The organism is Pseudomonas sp. NPDC077649 (assembly GCF_044542855.1).
Lineage (GTDB): Bacteria > Pseudomonadota > Gammaproteobacteria > Pseudomonadales > Pseudomonadaceae > Aquipseudomonas.
On the sequence record NZ_JBITVF010000001.1, the window covers coordinates 512,144 to 531,964 of the forward strand.

General features: G+C 66.3%; 13 protein-coding genes and 1 pseudogene. 10 read left to right on the forward strand and 4 right to left on the reverse strand.

Features of this window, described 5'->3' with window-relative positions; all coding sequences use genetic code 11:
* Positions 1–1,707 carry a type IV-A pilus assembly ATPase PilB gene (gene pilB / locus ACIGFL_RS02235; protein ID WP_397495998.1) on the reverse strand — a complete coding sequence of 569 codons (1,707 nt, stop codon included), beginning with the start codon at positions 1,705–1,707 and terminating at the stop codon, positions 1–3.
* 221 nt (positions 1,708–1,928) lie between these two features.
* On the opposite strand from pilB, the gene ACIGFL_RS02240 reads away from it, so the two are divergent.
* Together ACIGFL_RS02240 and ACIGFL_RS02245 are read left to right on the forward strand one after the other, a co-directional pair.
* Positions 1,929–2,339 (forward strand): prepilin-type N-terminal cleavage/methylation domain-containing protein, encoded by a 411-nt coding sequence (locus ACIGFL_RS02240; RefSeq protein WP_397495999.1) that lies wholly within the window; start codon positions 1,929–1,931, stop codon positions 2,337–2,339.
* A gap of 138 nt (positions 2,340–2,477) precedes the next feature.
* Positions 2,478–4,223: a Wzy polymerase domain-containing protein gene (locus tag ACIGFL_RS02245; RefSeq protein ID WP_397496000.1), complete on the forward strand. Its 1,746-nt coding sequence runs from the start codon at positions 2,478–2,480 to the stop codon at positions 4,221–4,223.
* A gap of 226 nt (positions 4,224–4,449) precedes the next feature.
* Here the strand turns inward: ACIGFL_RS02245 and nadC are convergent, their stop codons facing one another.
* Positions 4,450–5,298 (reverse strand): carboxylating nicotinate-nucleotide diphosphorylase, encoded by an 849-nt coding sequence (gene nadC, locus ACIGFL_RS02250; protein ID WP_397496001.1) that lies wholly within the window; start codon positions 5,296–5,298, stop codon positions 4,450–4,452.
* 306 nt (positions 5,299–5,604) lie between these two features.
* Here nadC and ACIGFL_RS02255 point away from each other — a divergent pair, with 306 nt between their 5' ends.
* From ACIGFL_RS02255 to ACIGFL_RS02275, 5 genes and pseudogenes are all read left to right on the forward strand, one after another.
* Positions 5,605–7,887: a DUF1631 domain-containing protein gene (locus ACIGFL_RS02255; protein ID WP_397496002.1), complete on the forward strand. Its 2,283-nt coding sequence runs from the start codon at positions 5,605–5,607 to the stop codon at positions 7,885–7,887.
* Between the two features lie 203 nt (positions 7,888–8,090).
* A complete protein-coding gene (gene ampD / locus ACIGFL_RS02260) occupies positions 8,091–8,639 on the forward strand; it encodes a 1,6-anhydro-N-acetylmuramyl-L-alanine amidase AmpD (protein WP_122108141.1) in 549 nt (182 codons plus the stop codon).
* Between the two features lie 12 nt (positions 8,640–8,651).
* Positions 8,652–9,485, forward strand: coding sequence for a regulatory signaling modulator protein AmpE (gene ampE / locus ACIGFL_RS02265; RefSeq protein ID WP_122108142.1), 834 nt, complete (start codon positions 8,652–8,654; stop codon positions 9,483–9,485).
* A 1,296-nt stretch (positions 9,486–10,781) separates the two neighbouring features.
* Positions 10,782–10,988: pseudogene (locus tag ACIGFL_RS02270) on the forward strand (HAMP domain-containing protein); the annotation flags it as partial.
* 150 nt (positions 10,989–11,138) lie between these two features.
* Entirely contained in the window at positions 11,139–11,843 is a 705-nt protein-coding gene (locus ACIGFL_RS02275) for a methyl-accepting chemotaxis protein (RefSeq protein ID WP_371921463.1), read from the forward strand.
* A gap of 224 nt (positions 11,844–12,067) precedes the next feature.
* Here the strand turns inward: ACIGFL_RS02275 and ACIGFL_RS02280 are convergent, their stop codons facing one another.
* Positions 12,068–12,847: a TatD family hydrolase gene (locus ACIGFL_RS02280; protein ID WP_397496003.1), complete on the reverse strand. Its 780-nt coding sequence runs from the start codon at positions 12,845–12,847 to the stop codon at positions 12,068–12,070.
* A 269-nt stretch (positions 12,848–13,116) separates the two neighbouring features.
* Positions 13,117–14,103 carry a catabolite repressor/activator gene (gene cra / locus ACIGFL_RS02285; RefSeq protein ID WP_397496004.1) on the reverse strand — a complete coding sequence of 329 codons (987 nt, stop codon included), beginning with the start codon at positions 14,101–14,103 and terminating at the stop codon, positions 13,117–13,119.
* A gap of 174 nt (positions 14,104–14,277) precedes the next feature.
* On the opposite strand from cra, the gene ptsP reads away from it, so the two are divergent.
* The 3 genes from ptsP to ACIGFL_RS02300 are packed head-to-tail and all read left to right on the forward strand — an operon-like array spanning position 14,278 to position 19,806.
* Positions 14,278–17,142: a phosphoenolpyruvate--protein phosphotransferase gene (gene ptsP, locus ACIGFL_RS02290; protein ID WP_397496614.1), complete on the forward strand. Its 2,865-nt coding sequence runs from the start codon at positions 14,278–14,280 to the stop codon at positions 17,140–17,142.
* On the forward strand, positions 17,142–18,062 hold the full coding sequence (gene pfkB, locus ACIGFL_RS02295) for a 1-phosphofructokinase (protein ID WP_397496005.1): 921 nt from the start codon (positions 17,142–17,144) through the stop codon (positions 18,060–18,062). Before ptsP ends, pfkB begins: the two co-directional genes overlap by 1 nt.
* Before the next feature lie 13 nt (positions 18,063–18,075).
* Positions 18,076–19,806: a fructose-specific PTS transporter subunit EIIC gene (locus ACIGFL_RS02300; protein ID WP_397496006.1), complete on the forward strand. Its 1,731-nt coding sequence runs from the start codon at positions 18,076–18,078 to the stop codon at positions 19,804–19,806.
* Positions 19,807–19,821 lie beyond the last annotated feature (15 nt).

A 19,821-nucleotide genomic window follows, 5' to 3' on the forward strand; every position in this document is an offset into this window, starting at 1 on the left:
TTAATCCTTGGTCACGCGGTTGACTTCCTCGAGGCTGGTCACGCCTTGCATGGCTTTCACCAGGGCCGAGGTGCGTAGATCATTAAAGCCGTCTTTGCGCATCTGCGCGGCAATCTCGATGGAGTTGCCGTCTTCCATGATAATCCGCTGCAGGTTGGGCGTGTTTTTAACCACTTCATAAATACCGACGCGGCCCTTGTAACCGCCCTTGCAGTTGTCGCAGCCAACCGGGGCGTAGAGCTTGAAGGTGCCGATCTTGTCTGCGGGGAAACCTTCCTCTAGTAGCGTCTCGCGGGGTATCTGGATTTCCTTCTTGCAACTGGTGCACAGCTTGCGCGCCAGGCGCTGGGCGATGATCAGGTTGACCGAGGTGGCGATATTGAACGAGGGCACGCCCATGTTGCGCAGGCGGGTGAGGGTTTCCGCGGCGCTGTTGGTATGCAGGGTCGACATCACCATATGCCCGGTCTGCGCGGCCTTGATGGCGATCTCGGCGGTTTCCAGGTCGCGGATCTCGCCGACCATGATGATATCCGGGTCCTGGCGCAAAAAGGCGCGCAGCGCCTGGGAAAAGTCCATGCCCTGCTTGGGATTGACGTTGACCTGGTTGATGCCCTCCAGGTTGATCTCCACCGGGTCTTCGGCGGTGGAGATGTTCACGTCCGCGGTGTTGAGGATATTTAGGCCGGTGTAGAGCGACACCGTCTTGCCCGAACCGGTGGGGCCGGTCACCAGGATCATGCCTTGCGGCTGCTTGAGCGCGGCCATATACAGGTCTTTCTGCTCCGGCTCGTAGCCCAGCGCGTCGATGCCCATCTGCGCGCTGGTGGGGTCGAGAATCCGCATCACGATCTTTTCGCCCCACAGGGTGGGCAGGGTGTTGACGCGAAAGTCGATGGCCTTGGTCTTGGAGATCTTCATCTTGATCCGGCCATCCTGCGGCTTGCGCCGCTCGGAGATATCCAGCGCCGCCATCACCTTGAGGCGGGCTGACAGGCGTGGGGCCAGCTGGATCGGCGGGCGGGCCACCTCATGCAGCATGCCGTCGGTACGAAAACGCACCCGGTAGACCTTCTCGTAGGGCTCGAAGTGCAGGTCCGAGGAACCGCCGCGGATGGCGTCGAGCAGCATCTTGTTGACGAAGCGCACCACCGGGGCGTCGTCGGCATCGCCGCCGGAGGTGTCGTCTTGCCTGTCGTCGTTGACCGATTGGACATCCACCCCGTCCAGGTCGACGTCCGCCAGCTCTTCCAGGCCGGTGGCTGCGGTGTCGAAGAACTTGTCGATAGCTTCGCCGAGCTTGTCGTCCTCGACCAGGATCGCCTCGGTATTGAGGCCCGTGCTGAACTGCACGTCGGTGACGGCTTGGTGGTTGGTCGGGTCGGACAGGCCGACGAAAAGCTTGTTGCCGCGGCGCCACAGCGGCAGTACGCGGTGCTGGCGAATCAGCTTCTCGCTGACCAGCTCGCGGGGCTGGCTGTCCCGGTCGATGGTGTTGAGGTCGAGAAAGGCGACGCCGAACTGCTCGGCGGCCAGCTCTGCGAGGTCACGGCCGCGTACCAGCTTGTTCTGCACCACGTAGGTAACCAATGGCACCTTGTTACGTTGTGCCTGCGTCTGAGCCTGCTGGGCCTGTTTTTCGTCCAGCAGTTCGGCGACGACCATTTGCCTGGCCAGGCCGGAAAGGATGACTGTGGGTTCGTTCATGCCCGTCTCGCTCTTCTGATCGCTGCCTTATAGCAGGAGTTATAGAGGCTGGCCATGCACGGGTGGCGAGGTGACGTATTGGGTCACTTTTTGTGGCTTTCGGTCTGGGTTGATGGTGCGTCGGCTGGGAATCTGCCAGGAAACGATAGGTTGCGGAGGTTGGCACGGCTTATGCTGCGGCAGGGGCAGGTCGCTGACCTTTAATCAACTAGGAGAACACAATGAAAGCTCAGAAAGGTTTTACCTTGATCGAACTGATGATCGTGGTAGCGATCATCGGTATTCTGGCCGCTATCGCCCTGCCGGCGTACCAGGACTATACCAATCGTGCTCGGGCCTCTGAGGTGGTGCTTGCGGCGAGTGGTGCGCGCACCTGTGTGTCCGAGGTCAATCAGAGTGCCTCAACCTTTACTGCCACCAGCTTTGATGGGTGTGCCTCAAGCAATACAACGCAATTTGTTACTGGTGTCACTGTCAGTGCCGCTGGTGTAGTCGTTGCTTCGGGGACTGTTAGTGGTCAGGCTGTTACTGTTACCCTGACTCCCACTCCTGCTGCAAATACCAACACCCCTATTCAGAGCTGGGCTTGCACTGGTACTCCTGTTGAGTGGATGCCGGGTAGCTGCAAGTAATCTAGATGTTGGGCTGTGGGCCATTTGGCAAGCTTGATCTTTTTGGTTGTGCCGAATGACGCATTTGATCTAGCTGTTAATTAGCGCCCCGCCTAGTGTGGGGCGTTTTTATAAGTGGCGATTGCAGTGATGCTAGCTATGAGTTTGTACAAGGGTGCTCAGTGGTTGCTTATGTTGGCTGCTGTTACCTTGCTGGTGGCTTGGCTTCTTCCTATACATTTCTCGCCGTGGGCGGTCGCTTATCAGGAGTTTTTGGTCTTTTTTGCCGGCTTGCTGCTAGTGGCGGCGATGCTGCAAGCTGGTCAGGTCAAGTTTTCGCTGGCGCTACTCGGTTTCTTTTTGTTGCCGGTGATACCACTGCTTCAGCTGGCCTTTGGAGTGATTTACTTTGCTGGCGACGCATGGATTGCGTCAGTGTATCTGCTTGGTTTTGCACTGATGCTGCAGGTTGGTTACAGCTTGGCGGGACGCCCAGAGAGTCGCGATTTTTTTATACGGTTGTTGGCCGTGTTATTTGCTATTGGTGCGGTCTTGTCTACTTGGATTGCCTTGCGCCAGTGGTTGCTCTTGTCGGGTAGTGCTGAGAGTACTGTCTGGGTGGCTGATTTGCCCCCGGGTGCGCGCCCATTTGCCAACCTTGGGCAGCCCAATAATTTGGCAACTCTTCTGTGTCTGGGAATTTCCGGGGTGTTGTATGTTTACGAAAAGCACCTGGTAGGCCCTCTCGCAGCTGGGTTGTTGGCCAGTTTTCTTTTATTTGGTGTGGCGCTGACTCAGTCGCGTGCTCCGCTGCTTGCCTCAGTTGCAGTAATCATATTTTGGGGTGCGAAGACCTATGTCTATAAGCCACGCTTGAGCATGCGAGGGCTGCTTGGGTGGTTTGGGGTTTATGCATCGTATCTATTTGCTCTTGAGTTCTTTTCTAAGTCCGGTGGTGGTGTTGTTCGTTTGGGTTCAGCTAACGAGCGCCTGATTATCTGGTCGCAGCTTTGGCAGGACATATGGCTCGGGCCTTGGTGGGGGTATGGCTGGAATCAGGTTGCTGTTGCGCAAATGCAGGGTGCGCTGAATTACTCGGCGCCTTCTATCTCCCTGAATGGCCACAATCTAATGCTTGATCTGATGGTCTGGAATGGGCCGTTAGTCGGCGGGTTGATCATTCTCGGCATTGCTGTTTGGTTGCTTAGGGTTGGATGGTTCGCCCGCAGCGCTGAAAGTATGTTCGCTTTGCTTGCTGCAGGCTTTGTTCTGGTGCACTCCATTGTCGAGTTTCCATATGAATATGCATATTTGCTTTTTCCGTTGGGGTTGCTTTTGGGGGTGGCTGCAGCCGAGAGGCGTCAGGTACTCGAATTTGTAGTTCCACGCTTGCTGATTGGTGTCGTTCTATCGCTGTGTGTGGGTTTGTTTGGCTGGTTTTGGCGAGAGTATCAAGTAGTCGAGCAGGATCATCGGTTGTTGCGAATGGAGTTGGCGCGTGTTGGTCAGCTGAAGGCGATGCAGTCCGCCCCTGATGTTGTTCTATTGAGTCAGCTGCGCGAGTTCATTCGTTTTGCGCGAACCCCGCCAACATCAGAGATGAGTGCATCTGAGTTGGAGGCGATGCGTAAGGTGGTATATCGCTACCCGAGCATCTCCGGTTTGCTTCGCTACGTGCTTGCGTTAGGGCTCAACGGTGAAACCAATGCGGCGCGTGAGCAGTTGAGGCTATTTCATCGGCTTTACGGTTACGGACAAAGGAGGCACTTGCCGGCAATGTTCGAACTGCAGGAGATGCAGAGACAATACCCGCAGGTATTCGGCGTACCTGGCACCCATGATGAGGAAGTGGGTAACAAGGTCGAACACGACGAGGTCGACGGTGAAGAGATTACTTCTGGCTAAAGTGACGGTGATGGGGTTCTACCCCTTGGTGGGAGCCCAGGGACTACGCAGGTTCTAGATTTCTGCCTGCGCGGGTATGACGGCTATTTCAGGGCTTCCTTGGCGCGGACACTTTCGAAACGCCGTAGGAACTAGCCTGCTAACGATGCCTTTGATCCTCTGATTGGCGCCAGGCTGGCTCCTGTAAAATGATGCATATAATCCAGCATCGGTCTTGTGCGGCCGCTCAGAGTGCCAACCGCATCGACAGATCCACCGCCTTGACGTCCTTGGTCAGCGTGCCCAGCGAGATATAGTCCACGCCCGTCTCGGCGATGCTGCGCAGGGTACTGTCGTTGATCCCTCCGGAGGCCTCCAGTTTGGCGCGGCCGGCGGTCAGGCGCACGGCTTCGCGCATGTCCGCCAGCGACAGTTCGTCGAGCATGACGATATCGGCGCCGGCTGCCAGGGCCTGGCGCAGTTCTTCCAGGTTTTCCACTTCCACCTCCACTGGCTTGCCCGGAGCGATGTGGTGGGCGGCGGCCACGGCCTGGGCGATGCCGCCGCAGGCGGCGATATGGTTTTCCTTGATAAGGAAGGCGTCGTACAGGCCGATGCGGTGGTTGTGGCAGCCGCCGCAGGTCACCGCGTATTTCTGCGCCAGGCGCAGACCGGGCAGCGTCTTGCGAGTGTCCAGCAGTTTCACCGCGGTGCCTTCGACCAGGTCGGCGTAGTGGCGGCAGCGGGTGGCGACGGCCGACAGGGTCTGCAGGAAGTTCAGCGCGCTGCGTTCGCCGCTGAGCAGGGCGCGGGCCGGGCCTTCGAGGCTGAACAGGGTCTGCTCGGCGCTGACCCGCTCGCCGTCCTGCACTTGCCAGTGCACCGCCACGCGCGGGTCGAGCTGGCGGAACACCGCGTCGATCCAGGCCGTGCCGCAGACCACCGCCGCCTCGCGGGTGATGACGCGGGCGCTGGCCAGGCGCTCGGTGGGAATCAGCTGGGCGGTGATGTCGCCGCTGCCGATGTCCTCGGCCAGGGCGCGGCGAACATTGGCCTCGATTTCGGCGGTGAGGTCGGCGAGGGTCAGGTTGGGCATGGTCGGCTCCGGGTCAGGGGTGCGGCGATTATAGGGGCAGCCGACCATCGGTGCAGCGTGCTGGCGTTTCGACAGTTACGCTGTTCTATGCGCCCAGCGGTCGATGGCGGTCGTTGGGCGTGTCGGTGTCGCATTTGTGAGCGGTTTCATGGAAGTGGAAGAATGGGCTTGGTTCGGGGAGCGAGCGCTCTATAATGCCTTTGCTTTTCGATTTTTTGACGCCATTTTATTGATGTTACGGATGACGCTCGGTTGATGCTGTGCAGACCAGATGGCCCAAGTACGGGCAGTCTGCAGGAGATTGAAATGAAAACCGACGCGAAGGTGGTGCCCCTGAACAAGGCCGCCGCTGCGCAATCGCCAACATCGCCGGTAGGAAGACTGCCCGTGGCGCTGATCCAGGTGCGTGACAAAGCCGCGCAACAGCTCAGGCAGAGCCTGCAGAGCCTGTTCGAGAATGCCGACGACAGCCTCTTCGAGATGGCCGACCGGGCGACCAGCAATGTTGAGCAGAACGCCTTTTTCGAAGCCATGCGCGACTTGCGCCTGAAGCGCAAGAATATCGAGCGCGGTTTCCTGCAGAAGGTCTTCGAGGCCTTCTCCAACCTCAACCAATACGAGATCGGCAAGCCGCAGCCGGCGCTGGATACGGCGTCGTTCGACAGCCTGAGCCTGGTGCAGGATGACGAGCTGGAAGAAACCGTGGCCCTGGATGCCATGGTGGCCAAGGTGATGAGCCGCGACGGCGTCGCCCTCGGGCACCTCACCACGCGCCTCAATGCGGTGATCAGCAAGAAACTCGACGACAAGGGCAACCCGCTCGGGCCAGCCCTGCTCAGTGCCTGCTTCCTCGACGCTTGTAGCAGCCTGGGTGTGGAGATCAAGGTCAAGCTGATCATCCTCAAGCTGTTCGAAAAGTACGTGCTAGGCGGCTGTGATCAGCTTTATGCCGAAGCCAATCAGACCCTGGTGGCGGTCGGCGTACTACCTGAACTCAAGTCCGCGTTGCCGCGGCGGCCGCAACGTGCGGCCGCCTCCGCGCATGCCGCCGGCGAAGAAAGCATTCCGCTGCTGGACGGGGCCGACGAGGGCGTGCGTGAGGTGTTCGCCGCCCTGCAGGAGCTGCTCTCCCAGGTACGCGGTACGGCGATGCCCAGGCGCGCCCAGGTGACCGATGCGCTGCCGATTTCCAGCAACGACCTGATGCGCCTGCTGTCGCACATGCAGCAGCGCGCGCCGGCGCAGGTCGGCGTCGCCGATTTCGACCTGCGCGATCAGCTCGAACAGCTGCTGGTGCGCGCCAGCGCCAAGAGCGGCAAAGCGCGCGTGGTTGGCGAAGTCGACGAAGACGTGATCAACCTGGTGTCCATGCTATTCGAGTTCATCCTCGACGACCGCACCCTGCCCGACTCGCTCAAGGCGCTGATCGGCCGCCTGCAGATTCCCATGCTCAAGGTCGCGGTGCTGGACAAGACCTTCTTCAGCCGCGGCAGCCACCCGGCACGCCGGCTGCTCAACGAGATCGCCTCGGCGGCCCTGGGTTGGGGCGATCAGGGCGACGCCCAGCGCGACAGCCTGTATCAGAAGATCGAGCAGGTGGTGCAGCGTTTGCTCAACGATTTCGTCGACGATCCGGCGATCTTCTCCGAGTTGCTCGCCGAGTTCATGGCCTTTACCGGCGACGAGCGTCGGCGCAGCGAGCTGCTCGAGCAGCGCACCCGCGATGCCGAGGAAGGCAGCGCCAAGGCCGAGCTGGCCCGCCGTGAGGTGGAGCATGCACTGAACGAGCGGCTGCTGGGCAAGACCCTGCCCGAGGTGGTGGTGCGTTTGCTGCAGGAGGCCTGGAGCAAGGTGTTGATGCTCACCTGCCTCAAGCACGGCGTGCATTCGCCGGAATGGCAGGCCGCTCTGCAGACCATGGACGACCTGGTCTGGAGCGTGGCACCGCACGAAGATCCCGAGGCGCGCCTGCGCCTGCTGGAACTGGTGCCCGGCTTGCTCAAGGCGCTGCGCGAGGGGATGGCCAGCGCGGCCTTCGATCCCTTCTCCACCAGCGAGTTCTTCAGCCAGCTGGAGATGCTGCACGTGCAGGCCTTTCAGCGTTTCAAGCGCGCGGTCGCGGAGGTCGAAGTCGGCGAGGTGCCGAGCACCCAGGCCGACGCCGGTATCGAGGCGCCACTGCTGGAACTGCCGCCGGCCGAGGCGGCCGACGACGCACCGGCGATGGTCGAGGTGGTCGAGGAGATCGTGCTCCTGGCGCCTGGCCAGACCCGCCCGCAGGAGCCGGAGGTGGCGCTGCCGGACGACGACGAGGCGCTGCTGCAGGTGGACAACCTGCGCGTGGGCAGCTGGGTCGAGCTTCAGGAAGACGACGAGCACAAGCTGCGCTGCAAGCTGGCAGCGATCATCAAGCCCACCGGCAAGTTCGTCTTCGTCAACCGCACCGGCATGAAGGTGCTGGAGAAAACCCGCACCGGCCTGGCCGTGGAGTTCCGCCGCAACGCCATCCGCCTGCTCGACGACGCGCTGCTGTTCGACCGCGCCCTGGAGTCGGTGATCGGCAATCTGCGCAAGCTGAAGAACGCCTGAGGCGTTCTGCCGGGCCACTCATGTGGCCCTGGTGATGCTGATGCGGCGTGCGCTGATGTTGGGCTTCGTCGCGGGCTCCTCAGCCCAATCTACCACTACGAAGCCACGTGCCCGATTTCCGGGCCGAATCTTTTCCAATCCTTGCGCGCCCTTGGCCGCTGCGGCTGGCTGCTCTAGAGTGGGGCCTCGTTCAGGAGCGCCCCATGCAGCTTGATCCCTCCACCGGCTGGTTCCAGGGCATTGGCCATTGCCCTTCGCCGAATTTCAATGCGCGGCCAAGCGGCGAGGTATCGCTGCTGGTGGTGCATAACATCAGCCTGCCGCCCGGGCAGTTCGGCACCAGCAAGGTGCAGGCGTTCTTCCAGAACCGCCTGCCGCTGGACGAGCATCCCTTCTATGCCGAGATCGCCACGCTGCGGGTCTCCGCGCATTTCTTCATCGAGCGCGACGGTACGCTGACCCAGTTCGTCTCCTGCCTGGATCGCGCCTGGCATGCCGGGCAGTCCTGGTTCGAGGGGCGCGACAACTGCAACGATTTTTCTCTCGGCGTGGAGCTGGAAGGCACCGACGAGCAGCCCTACACCGATGCCCAGTATGCCTGTCTGGGCGAGCTGACGCGCCAGTTGCTGGCCGCCTACCCGGCGCTTTCGGCGCAGCGCATTCGCGGCCACAGCGATATCGCGCCCGGGCGCAAGACCGACCCGGGGCCGGCCTTCGACTGGTCGCGTCTGCACGCAGCGCTCAAGGATTAAAGGAGAAGTACGATGAGTTTTCTGGTGATTCTGCTGGTGCTGTGGGTCGAGAAGTTTTCCGCCTGGCGCCTGCGCATCCAGCAGGACGGCCCCTGGCTGGCCCAGTTGCAGCGGCTGCAGCAGGGCAGCCTGCAGCAGGCGCCCTGGTTGTGCCTGGCGGCGCTGGTGCTGGTGCCGGTGCTGGCGCTGGGCCTGGTGTTGCTGGTGCTCGAACCGGTGGCCTACGGCTGGCTGGCGCTGCCGGTGCACCTGCTGGTGCTGATCTACAGCCTAGGACGGGGCGATCTGCTGACCGCGCTGGGGCCGTTTCGCGACGCCTGGCGCCGCGGTGACGGGCAGGCGGCCTACCACGTGGTGGAGCGTGACCTGGCGCTGCAGCCGGAGGAGGGCGCCGAACTCCTGCAGCAGGTGCAGGGGCATCTGCTGTGGCAGGCCTACCAGAGTTTCTTCGCGGTGATCTTCTGGTACCTGTTGCTCGGGCCCATGGCCGCCCTGGCCTATCGCCTGCTGGCGCTCTGCGCCGAACATGCCGAGCAGCCGGCGCTGCGCGAACGCGCGGTGCAGCTGCGGCACGCCTTCGACTGGCTGCCTGCGCGGGTGCTGGCCTCCAGCTTCGCCCTGGTCGGCAATTTCGTCGCGGTCAGCCGTGCCTTGCTGCACGAGCTGCTCAGCTGGGACATTTCCGCGGCGCAGCTGGTGATCAAGGCCGGGCGGGCCGCCGGGGAAATGCCGGCGCCGGTGCTGGGCGAGGCGGGCGTCGATACCCTGGATCAGCTCTGGCAGCTGCTGATCCGCGCCGCGGTGGTCTGGTACGCCGGCTACGCCCTGTGGGTGCTACTGGTCTGAGCGCAATCGGCGATCAACGCGGAACCCGAAATCCGCGGCGCTTGCATGGCCCGGATTACGCCTGCGGCTAATCCAGGCGACGGATGGCGAGCCTAATCCCCCAGGGGCGGACGCTTAACCTTAAGTTACAGAGATCGGCGTCGATAACGGGTATATAGGAGGCCGTGGTCGATCCTGTTTTCGTGATGTCCGTCTCACTGCCTGCCTGTATAGACGGCGCCTACTCACATACAGATCGGGCTGCACAGGACGCCGTCGTCAGCCCATGAGAGGCTCGGCGGCGGTCCAGGCAACACCCATAACAATAATGGCAACTGGAGACGTCTAGTGAAGACCGTGTTGTATCCGGCCATCGCGCTGATGAATCGCCTCAGCTTCGGCATGAAGTTCAGCCTGATCAGCGTTCTGTTCTTCCTGCCCATGCTGGTCACCAACTTCTACCTGGTGCGTGACTCCTATCGTCAGTTCGTCGGCACCCAGAGCGCACTGGAAAGCCTCGAGTTGCTCGGCGACAGCCTGCAGTTGCGCCGCGATCTGGAGAGCCTCAACGACCTGGTGCAGATCAACGCGATGATCGGCCAGTCCGGTCAGGCCGGCGATCTGGAGGAGCGCATCAAGCAGTTGCAGCAGGCGCTCGACGCCGGCCTGCAAGGTCTCGAGCCGGTGGTGCGCGATGCCGAGCAGGCCGCCGAGTTCGTTGCCAAGCGCGACGAGATGCTCGCCGCACTGAAGAGTGCCGAGGCCGAGACCTCGTTGCAGAGCAAGACGGTGATAGTCGAGAAGCTGCTCGGCTCCTCCCAGGTGTTCATCAAGCTGGTGGCCAGCCAGGCCGGCCTCAGCCAGGACCCGCAGCGGCAGGTGCGGCAGATCACCGAGCTGATCGCCAACGTCACCCCGCAGGTCACCGATGTGCTCAGCCAGGGCCGGGCCATCGGCTCCTACTCCCTGGGCCAGGGCTTCCTCAACTCCGCGGCCAGCACCAAGTTCGACGACCTGCTGCTGCAACTGGAAAAGCTGCACGCCGAGTACGGCCTCAACCTGCAGGAAGCGCTGGCCGGCAACGTCGCCGCGCAGAACGGCCTGGGCAGCCTGGCCGAGGCCAGCCGGCAGACCCTCAAGGACAGCGCCGTGCTGTTCGAGGATCAGGTGATCATCGCCGACAGTCTGGACACGCCCTGGGCGCAATTCTACGACCAGGTCAGCCAGCAGATGGCCAAGACCCACGCCTTCAACGACGGCCTGCTGGCCTTCCTCGACAGCCAGCTGAGCGAGCGCCTGAATGACAACCGCGCGCAGATGGTGCTGCTGGTGGCGGCCCTGGTAGTGGTGTTCCTGTTGATTCTCTACCTCTACGCCGGCTTCTACGTCTCCACCCGCTCCACCCTGAAGACCCTCGGCCAGGTGATGGAAAAGGTCGCCGCCGGCGACATGACCGTGAGCTTCCAGGCGCAGAGCCGCGACGAACTGGGTGAACTGGGCCAGGTGTTCAACCAGACCGTGGTGCGTATTCACGACCTGATCGAACGGGTCGGCCACACCGTCGGCGAAGTCGAAGGCCAGGCCGACCGCGTCGAGCTGGTGTCCGGCGAGAGCAACCAGGCGGTGGCCGGCCAGCGCGCGCAGATCGAGCAGGTGGCCACGGCGATGAACCAGATGTCCGCCACTGCCCAGGAAGTGGCACGCAGCGCCGCCGCCGCGGTGGGCAGCGCGCAGAGCGTCAACCAGGAAACGGTCAGCGGCCGCGCCCTGGTCGAGACCCAGGTCGGCGCCATCCAGCGTCTGGCCGGCGAGATCGACCAGTCGGTGGCGGTGATCAACCAGTTGGCCAGCGACAGCGCCTCGATCAGCCAGGTACTCGACGTGATCAAGGGCATCGCCGAGCAGACCAACCTGCTGGCGCTCAACGCCGCCATCGAGGCGGCGCGTGCCGGCGAGCAGGGCCGCGGCTTCGCCGTGGTGGCCGACGAGGTGCGCAACCTGGCCAAGCGCACCCAGCAGTCCACCGAGGAAATCGAGTCGATGATCGCCAAGCTGCAGGGCGGCGTCGGTGCGGCGGTCAAGGCGATGAACGCCAGCCACCAGATGGCCGATGGCACGGTCAGCGAGTCGGCCAAGGTGCAGCAGGCGCTGGAGAACATCCTTGGCGCGGTGGGCTTGATCGTCGACCAGAACCAGCAGATCGCCGCCGCCGCCGAGCAGCAGACCGCGGTGGCCCACGACATCGACCAGAACATCGTCGAGATCAACCACGCCGGTGAACGTACCGCCGCCGGCGCCAGCCAGACCGAGCAGGCCAGTCGCGAGCTGAGCGAGCTGGTCTCGCGGCTCAAGCAACTGATCGGTGCGTTTCGGGTGTAGGGTCGCGTGTGGCAGGTGCTTTAGCGGCGAGCTTTCAGCGGTTGTAGTCGCGGCTAAAGCCTCTCCTACGGATATTCGAGCTAACCCACGACCAGTCTTAGCCCGGACGCAATCCGGGATGGTTTGGCGTCTGAGTCCGGATTCCATTCGGGCTACAACGACAGTGCCCCCCATGGGTGCTGCGGGGCGCCTAGCCTTGCCAGCACGCTGGCTCCTACGGCGTTTTAAGTCCAGCCGAACAATTCGCAGGCATTGCGGCTGCTGGCTGCGGCCAGTTCCTCGGCCGTGATGCCGCGCAGCGCCGCCAGCTCGGCGCAGATGTCCGCCAGGTACTCGGGGCTGTTGCGCTGGTTCGGGTGCATGGCCGGGGCCATGTCCGGGGCGTCGGTCTCCAGCACCATGGCCGCCAGCGGCAGTTGCGTGAGCACCTTGCGCAGGCGGTTGGCCTGCGGCCAGGTGGCGGCGCCGCCGAGGCCGAGGCGAAAGCCCAGCTTGAGGTATTCGCGCGCCTCCTCGTAGCTGCCGGCGAAGGCGTGGACGATGCCACCGCGCTTGAGGCGAAAGCGCTTGAGGGTGGCGATGGTCGCCGCATGGGCGCGGCGCACGTGGAGCAGGGCGGGCAGTTCGAACTCGGCGGCCAGCGCCAGCTGCGCCTCGAACAGCGCCTGCTGGCGCTGGCGGTCGAGGCTGTCCAGGTAGTAGTCCAGGCCGAACTCGCCCAGCGCGCAGAGCCGCGGATGGCCGGCCAGGCGCGTCAGCCAGGCGCGCAGTTCGCCCAGGTGTTCGGGCAGATGTTGCTCCAGATACACCGGGTGCAGGCCGAAGGCGGCGTACAGGCCCTCCTGCGCCTGCACCAGATCCCACAGCCGTTGCCAGTTGGGCTGGTACACGCCGAGCACCACCAGGCGCTCGACGCCTAGGGCGCGGCTGCGCGCCAGCACCTCGGCGCGGTCGGCGTCGAAGTCGGGGAAATCCAGGTGGGTGTGGGTGTCGATCAGGCGCATGGGGCAAGCATCGGCGATTTGTCCGGCAGATGCCAGGCGCGCAGAAATTTGCCAGCCGATTCAATCGCTTAACCCACAGTAACGGTGCAGCAAGCTGTGCATAAGTTGTGCGCCGATGGCGCCGACGCAGAGCCGGCGCGGCATTGGTTCGGCTGGTCGTTTATTGAGCGGCCTGGCTTGATCGTGGGCGCTGCGGGAACGCCTGGTCTGGCCGGCGATCTGTGCTCGATCGCCCGCCAGCGGGCTTCTACCGGCGCCTTCTCCGGGCTCTACAGCCGCGCCTTGAAGCTGCGGTCGATGGCCTCGATGCCGGGGCGGTAGTCGTCCTGCTCCACCGCCTGCAGCGCCCAGGCCAGCACCCGTTCGGCGATGCGCTCGTGCTGCTGGCTCATGGCGTTGACCCGCAGCGGCAGAAAATCCAGCAACTGGGTGTCGCCGAAGGTGGCCAGGCGCAGCGCCGGCCAGGCTTGCGGCGCCCGTTCGCGCAGGGCGTCGAGCACCCCTTCGAGCAGCACGTAGGCGGTGGTGAGCAGGGCGTCGGGGGCGCCGGCCTCGGCCAGCAGCGCCTGCATCTGCCGCTGGCCGCTGGCGCGGCTGAACTGCTCGCCGTGCAGCACGCTGATGCGCCCGGCGAAGCCCGTCAGCGCCTGGCGAAAGCCGCGCTCGCGGGCCTGGCTGATCACCAACTCGGGGCGCGCGCCGAGCAGGGCGATATGCCGCGGCGGCGGCGTGAGCAGGCTGGCGGTGAGCTGGGCGCCGGCCTGCTCGTCGTCGCTGACCACCGAGCGGATATGCGCCGGGTCCAGCGCGCGGTCCACCGCGATCACCGGCAGCCCGCCGGCCACCAGGCGACGGTACAGCGGATCGTCCGGCGGCAGGCAGCTGGCGACGATCAGCGCGTCGCAGCGGCGCGAGCGGAACAGTTCGAGCAACTGCCGCTCGCTGTGCGGGTCGTCGTCGGAGCTGGCGATCAGCAATTGATAGCCGGCAGCGCGGGCCTTCTGCTCCAGCAGCTTGGCCAGGCGCGCGTAGCTGGGGTTTTCCAGGTCGGGGAGGATGAAGCCCAGGCAGCGGCTCTGCCCGCGGCGCAGGCCGGCGGCCTGCTGGTCGGGGCGATAGCCGTGCTGCTCGACCACCGCCAGCACCCGCTCCACCGTGGCCGGGCTGATGCGCCGGCGCTCGGCCTGGCCGTTGATCACGTAGCTGGCGGTGGTCACCGAGACCTGCGCCAGGCGGGCGATATCGCTGAGTTTCACGGGGCTTCCAGGCTGTCGACGACGATCGGGCTTCAAGGATCGCCGATTCTGGGATAAGGTGCCAGCGCTAGATGAAACGTTTCAGCAAGCGCTTTCATCAACTAGGCTTAGAACAAGATCGCGAATCCGGGTGGCCGCATGACTCGGATACCTCGCCTGCCGGAGGACATTTCCATGCTCGAACTCGACGCCAGCCAGATCCAGATGGGCCGTCAGGCCGCGGACAAACAGGCGGCGCTGGCCATGCTCGGCGAGGCCCTGGCCGCCGCCGGCCTGGCCACCGCGGATTACCTGGCCGGCCTGCAGGCGCGCGAGGCGCAGGGCTCGACCTTTCTCGGCCAGGGCATCGCCATCCCCCACGGCACGCCACAGACCCGCGACCAGGTGCTGCGCACCGGCGTCTGCCTGATCCAGTTCCCCGACGGCGTGGACTGGGGCAACGGCCAGCAGGTGTACCTGGCCATCGCCATCGCCGCGCAGTCCGACGAGCACCTGCACCTGCTGCAGTTGCTCACCCGCGCGCTCGGCGAGGGCGACTTGAGCCAGGCGCTGCGCACGGCGCGCACGCCCGAGCAGATCGTCGAGTTGCTGCAGGGCGCGCCGCAGGCGCTGGCGCTGGACGGCCAACTGGTGGGCCTGGGCCTGCCGGTCGAGGATTTCGACGAGCTGCTCTGGCAGGGCGCGCGACTGCTCAAGCAGGCCGGCTGTGCGGCCTCCGGCTTCGCCCTCAGCCTGGCCCGCGGCGAGCCGCTGCCCTTGGGCGAGGGCCTGTGGTGGCTGCACAGCGAACGGGGCGTGGAGCGGCCGGGGCTGGCCTTCGTCACCCCGGCGGCGCCCCTGAGTTTTCGCGGCGAGCCGCTCAAGGGCCTGTTCTGTCTGGCCAGCCAGGGCGAGGCGCATCGTCAGGCGCTGGAACGGCTGTGCGACGTGCTGATCGGCGGGCGCGCCGCCGAGCTGTGCGAGGCGCACAGCAGCCGCAGCGTGATCGAGGCCCTCGGCGGCGAGGTGGCGCCGGACTGGCCCAGCGTGCAGCTGCCGCTGGCCAACGCCCACGGCCTGCATGCGCGGCCGGCCAAGATTCTGAGCGAACTGGCGCAGGGCTTCGCCGGCGAGATCCGCGTGCGCCTGGCCGGCGACGACGGCGCCGGCGTCTCGGCCAAGAGCCTCAGCCGCCTGCTCGCCCTCGGCGCGCGGCGTGGGCAGGTCCTCGAATTCAGCGCCGAACCGGGCATCGCCGACGACGCCCTGCCGGCGCTGCGCGCGGCGCTGGAGAGCGGCCTGGGCGAGGCGGTCGAGCCGTTGCCAGTAGCGTCGCAGGAGCCAGCAGCCGACGAAACCGCGCAGGTGCCGCTGCAGGCGCCGCCGGCCGGCAGCCGCCTGCAGGCGGTGGCCGCCTCGCCGGGCATCGCCATGGGCCCGGCGCTGGTGCGGGTGCTGCCGCGCTTCGACTACGCCGAGCAGGGCCAGGGCGCCGCTAGCGAGCGGCGCCGGCTGGATGCGGTACTGGCGGCCATCGGCGGCGAGATCCAACGGATGGTCGATGGCGCCGGGGTGGCCAGCATCCGCGAGATCTTCAGCGCTCATCTGGCCATGCTCGACGATCCGGCGCTGCGCGAGGACGTCGACGCCCGTCTGGCCCGCGGCGCCAGCGCCGAGGCCGCCTGGCAGGCCGAGATCGAGGCCGCCGCGCAGCGTCAGGAGGCGCTGCACGACGCGCTGCTGGCCGAGCGCGCCGCCGACCTGCGTGACATCGGCCGCCGCGTGCTGGCGCGGCTGTGCGGCGTCGAGCTGCCGGGCGAGCCGGACGAACCCTACGTGCTGGTGATGGCCGAGGTGGCGCCGTCCGATGTCGCCAGCCTGGACCGTCAGCGCGTCGCCGGCATCCTCACCGCGCGCGGCGGCGCCACCGCGCACAGCGCCATCATCGCCCGCGCCCTGGGCATTCCCGCGGTGGTTGGCGCCGGCGAGGCGGTGTTGGCGCTGGCCCAGGGCACGCCGCTGCTGCTGGACGGCGACAGCGGCCTGCTGCGCGTGGCGCCGGATCAAGCGACTCGCCAGCAGGCCCTGCGCGAGCGCGAAACCGCGCAGCGCCGCCGCGAGCAGGCGCATGCCGCGCGCCTGCAGGCGGCCGTGACCAGCGACGGCGTGCGCGTCGAGGTGGCGGCCAATATCGGCGCCGCCGGCGAGACCGCCGAGGCGGTGGCTCTGGGCGCCGAGGCGGTGGGCCTGCTGCGCACCGAACTGGTGTTCATGGAACACGCCCAGGCGCCGAGCCAGGCGGCCCAGGAAGTCGAGTACCGCCGCGTGCTCGACGCCTTGGGCGGTCGCCCGCTGGTGGTGCGCACCCTGGATGTCGGCGGCGACAAGCCGCTGCCCTACTGGCCGATGCCGGCCGAGGAAAACCCCTTCCTCGGCGTGCGCGGCATCCGCCTCAGCCTGCAGCGTCCGGATATCCTCGAAACCCAGCTGCGCGCGCTGCTGGCCGCGGCCGAGGGGCGTCCGCTGCGGATCATGTTCCCCATGGTCGGCGCGGTGGAGGAGTGGCGGGTGGCGCGCGACATGGTCCTGCGTCTGCGCGAGGAAATCCCCTTGGCCGACCTGCAGCTCGGCATCATGGTCGAGGTGCCCTCGGCGGCCCTGCTGGCGCCGGTGCTGGCGCGCGAGGTGGACTTCTTCAGCATCGGCACCAACGACCTGACCCAGTACTGCCTGGCCATCGACCGCGGCCACCCGACCCTCTCGGCCCAGGCCGACGGCCTGCACCCGGCGGTGCTGCGGCTGATCGGCATGACGGTGGCGGCGGCGCATGCCGAGGGCAAGTGGGTCGGCGTGTGCGGCGAGCTGGCCAGCGACCGCCTGGCGGTGCCGCTGCTGGTCGGCCTGGGCGTCGACGAGCTGAGCGTGTCGCCGCGCGCCATCGCCCTGGTCAAGGCGCGCGTGCGCGAGCTGGACAGCCGCCATGCGCGCGCGCTGGCCGAGCAGGCGCTGGCGCTGGACAGCGCCGCCGCGGTGCGCACGCTGGTCGCGGAGGTGCACTGATGGCGCGCATCCTGACCCTGACCCTGAACCCGGCGCTGGACCTGACCCTGCGCCTCGACCAACTGCAGCCCGGCGTGGTCAACCGCTGCCACGGCTTCGCCAGCCACGCCGCCGGCAAGGGCCTGAACGTCGCCCAGGTGCTCGCCGACCTCGGCCACAGCCTGAGCGTGGCCGGCTTTCTCGGTCGCGCCAACGCAGCGCCGTTCGAGGCCCTGATGCACCGGCGCGGCTTCCACGACCTGTTCGTCCGCGTGCCCGGCGAGACGCGCAGCAATATCAAGCTGGCCGAGGCCGACGGGCGCATCACCGACCTCAACGGCCCCGGTCCGCAGGTCGAGGCCGAGCACCTGGAGCAGTTGCTCGAGGAGCTAGCCCCGCTGCTGGCCGGCCACGACGCCATAGTCGTAGCCGGCAGCCTGCCGCGCGGGGTTGCGCCTGAGTGGTTCGCCGGCCTGCTGCGCCGGCTCAGGGCCAGCGGCGTGCCGCTGGCGGTCGACAGCAGCGGCGCGGCATTGAGCGCCGCGCTGGCGGTGGCGCCCTGGCTGGTCAAGCCCAACGAGGAGGAACTGGCCGAAGCCTGCGGCAGCGACCTCGCCGCGGCGGTGCGGGGCCTGCGCGCCCAGGGCATCGAGCACGTGCTGCTGTCGCGCGGCGCCGCCGGGGTCGACTGGCACGGCCCGGGCATCGCCCTGCGCGCCATCCCGCCGCGGGTCGCGGTGGCCAGCACGGTCGGCGCCGGCGACTCGCTGCTGGCCGCCAGCCTGCACGGTGTGCTGTCGGGCTGGCCGGCCGAGCGCACCCTGCGCCTGGCCACCGCGGTGGCCGCCCAGGCGGTGACCCAGGTCGGCTTCGGCATCCACGATCGCGAACAGCTGGCGCGCCTGGAAGCGGCGGTGCAGCTGCAGTCCCTAGAAGAATAAGAGGCCTTTCACCATGAACCTGCTGATCGTCACCGCCTGCCCCAACGGCCAGGTCACCAGCGTGCTCTGCTCGCGTCTGCTGCAGGCCGCCGCCGAGCGCCTGGGCTGGAGCACCCGCGTCGAGGTGCACGACGCCCGCGCCATCGGCGCGCCGCTGAGCGAGGCGGATATCGCCGCCGCCGACCTGGTGCTGGTGGTCAAGACCGGCGAGTTGCCGCTGAGCCGCTTCGTCGGCAAACGCCTGCTGCAATCCACCCCGGCCGAGGCGCTGGCCGATCCGCAGCGTTTCCTGCGCGAGGCGGCCGAGCGCGCCCAGCCCTACGCCGAGCAGGCCGCGGCCGTGGCCGCTGACCGACCCCGTCTGGTGGCGGTGACCGCCTGCCCGACCGGGGTGGCGCACACCTTTATGGCCGCCGAGGCGCTGCAGCAGGCGGCCGCGCGCATGGGCCTCGAGCTGCAGGTGGAGACCCGCGGCTCGGTGGGCGCGCGCAACCTGCTGGACGAGGCTGCCATCGCCGCCGCCGACGCGGTGCTGCTGGCCGCCGATATCGAGGTGGACACCGCCCGCTTCGCCGGCAAGAAGGTCTATCGCTGCGGCACCGGGGTGGCGCTGAAGCAGCCGCAGCAGACCCTCGAGCGCGCCTTGGCCGAGGCCAGGCCGCTGAGCGAGGCGACGCCGGCCGAGGGCGCCACCGCGGCCCAGCCCGGTGCCAAGGCCGGGCCCTACAAGCACCTGCTCACCGGCGTGTCCTATATGCTGCCGATGGTGGTGGCCGGCGGTCTGCTGATCGCCCTGTCCTTCGTCTTCGGCATCGAGGCGTTCAAGGAGGAGGGCAGCCTGGCCGCGGCGCTGATGAAGATCGGCGGCGAGACGGCGTTCCAGTTGATGGTGCCGCTGCTGGCCGGCTATATCGCCTACTCCATCGCCGACCGCCCGGGGCTGGCGCCGGGGATGATCGGCGGGCTGCTGGCCAGTTCGCTCGGCGCCGGTTTTATCGGCGGCATCATCGCCGGCTTTCTCGCCGGTTACTCGGCCCTGGCCATCGCCCGCTGGCTGCGCCTGCCGGACAGCATCGAGGCGCTGAAACCCATCCTGATCATCCCGCTGGTCGCCAGCCTGTTCACCGGCCTGGTGATGATCTACCTGGTGGGCAGCCCGGTGGCCGGCATGCTCGCCGGGCTCACCGCCTTCCTCGATGGTATGGGCAGCACCAATGCGATTCTGCTCGGCCTGCTGCTCGGCGGCATGATGTGCGTCGATCTCGGCGGACCGATCAACAAGGCCGCCTACGCCTTCTCCGTGGGCCTGCTGGCCTCGCAGAGCTACGCGCCGATGGCGGCGACCATGGCCGCCGGCATGGTGCCGCCGATCGGCATGGCCATCGCCACCCTGCTGGCGCGGCGCAAGTTCGCCCAGAGCGAACGCCAGGCCGGCAAGGCGGCCGGGGTGCTGGGGCTGTGCTTTATCTCCGAGGGGGCGATTCCCTTCGCCGCCAAGGACCCGCTGCGGGTGATCCCGGCCAGCATCGCCGGCGGCGCCCTGACCGGTGCGCTGTCGATGTACTTCGGCTGCAAGCTGATGGCGCCGCACGGCGGGCTGTTCGTGCTGCTGATCCCCAATGCGATCAACCAGGCGCTGCCGTATCTGCTGGCCATCGTCGCCGGCAGCCTGCTCACCGGGGTGGTCTATGCCGTGATCAAACGCGCCGATGCCCCGCCGCTGGCGGTGGGGGCGGCGGCGTAGGCCCCTCTTACCCCA

Coding starts and splice junctions, on each gene's coding strand:
- ampE (WP_122108142.1), top strand. CDS start 8,652: ATGAGTTTTCTGGTGATTCTGCTGGTGCTGTGGGTCGAGAAGTTTTCC.
- pfkB (WP_397496005.1), top strand. CDS start 17,142: ATGGCGCGCATCCTGACCCTGACCCTGAACCCGGCGCTGGACCTGACC.
- ampD (WP_122108141.1), top strand. CDS start 8,091: ATGCAGCTTGATCCCTCCACCGGCTGGTTCCAGGGCATTGGCCATTGC.
- ACIGFL_RS02280 (WP_397496003.1), bottom strand. CDS start 12,847: ATGCGCCTGATCGACACCCACACCCACCTGGATTTCCCCGACTTCGAC.
- pilB (WP_397495998.1), bottom strand. CDS start 1,707: ATGAACGAACCCACAGTCATCCTTTCCGGCCTGGCCAGGCAAATGGTC.
- ACIGFL_RS02300 (WP_397496006.1), top strand. CDS start 18,076: ATGAACCTGCTGATCGTCACCGCCTGCCCCAACGGCCAGGTCACCAGC.
- ACIGFL_RS02245 (WP_397496000.1), top strand. CDS start 2,478: ATGAGTTTGTACAAGGGTGCTCAGTGGTTGCTTATGTTGGCTGCTGTT.
- nadC (WP_397496001.1), bottom strand. CDS start 5,298: ATGCCCAACCTGACCCTCGCCGACCTCACCGCCGAAATCGAGGCCAAT.
- ptsP (WP_397496614.1), top strand. CDS start 14,278: ATGCTCGAACTCGACGCCAGCCAGATCCAGATGGGCCGTCAGGCCGCG.
- ACIGFL_RS02255 (WP_397496002.1), top strand. CDS start 5,605: ATGAAAACCGACGCGAAGGTGGTGCCCCTGAACAAGGCCGCCGCTGCG.
- ACIGFL_RS02240 (WP_397495999.1), top strand. CDS start 1,929: ATGAAAGCTCAGAAAGGTTTTACCTTGATCGAACTGATGATCGTGGTA.
- ACIGFL_RS02275 (WP_371921463.1), top strand. CDS start 11,139: ATGTCCGCCACTGCCCAGGAAGTGGCACGCAGCGCCGCCGCCGCGGTG.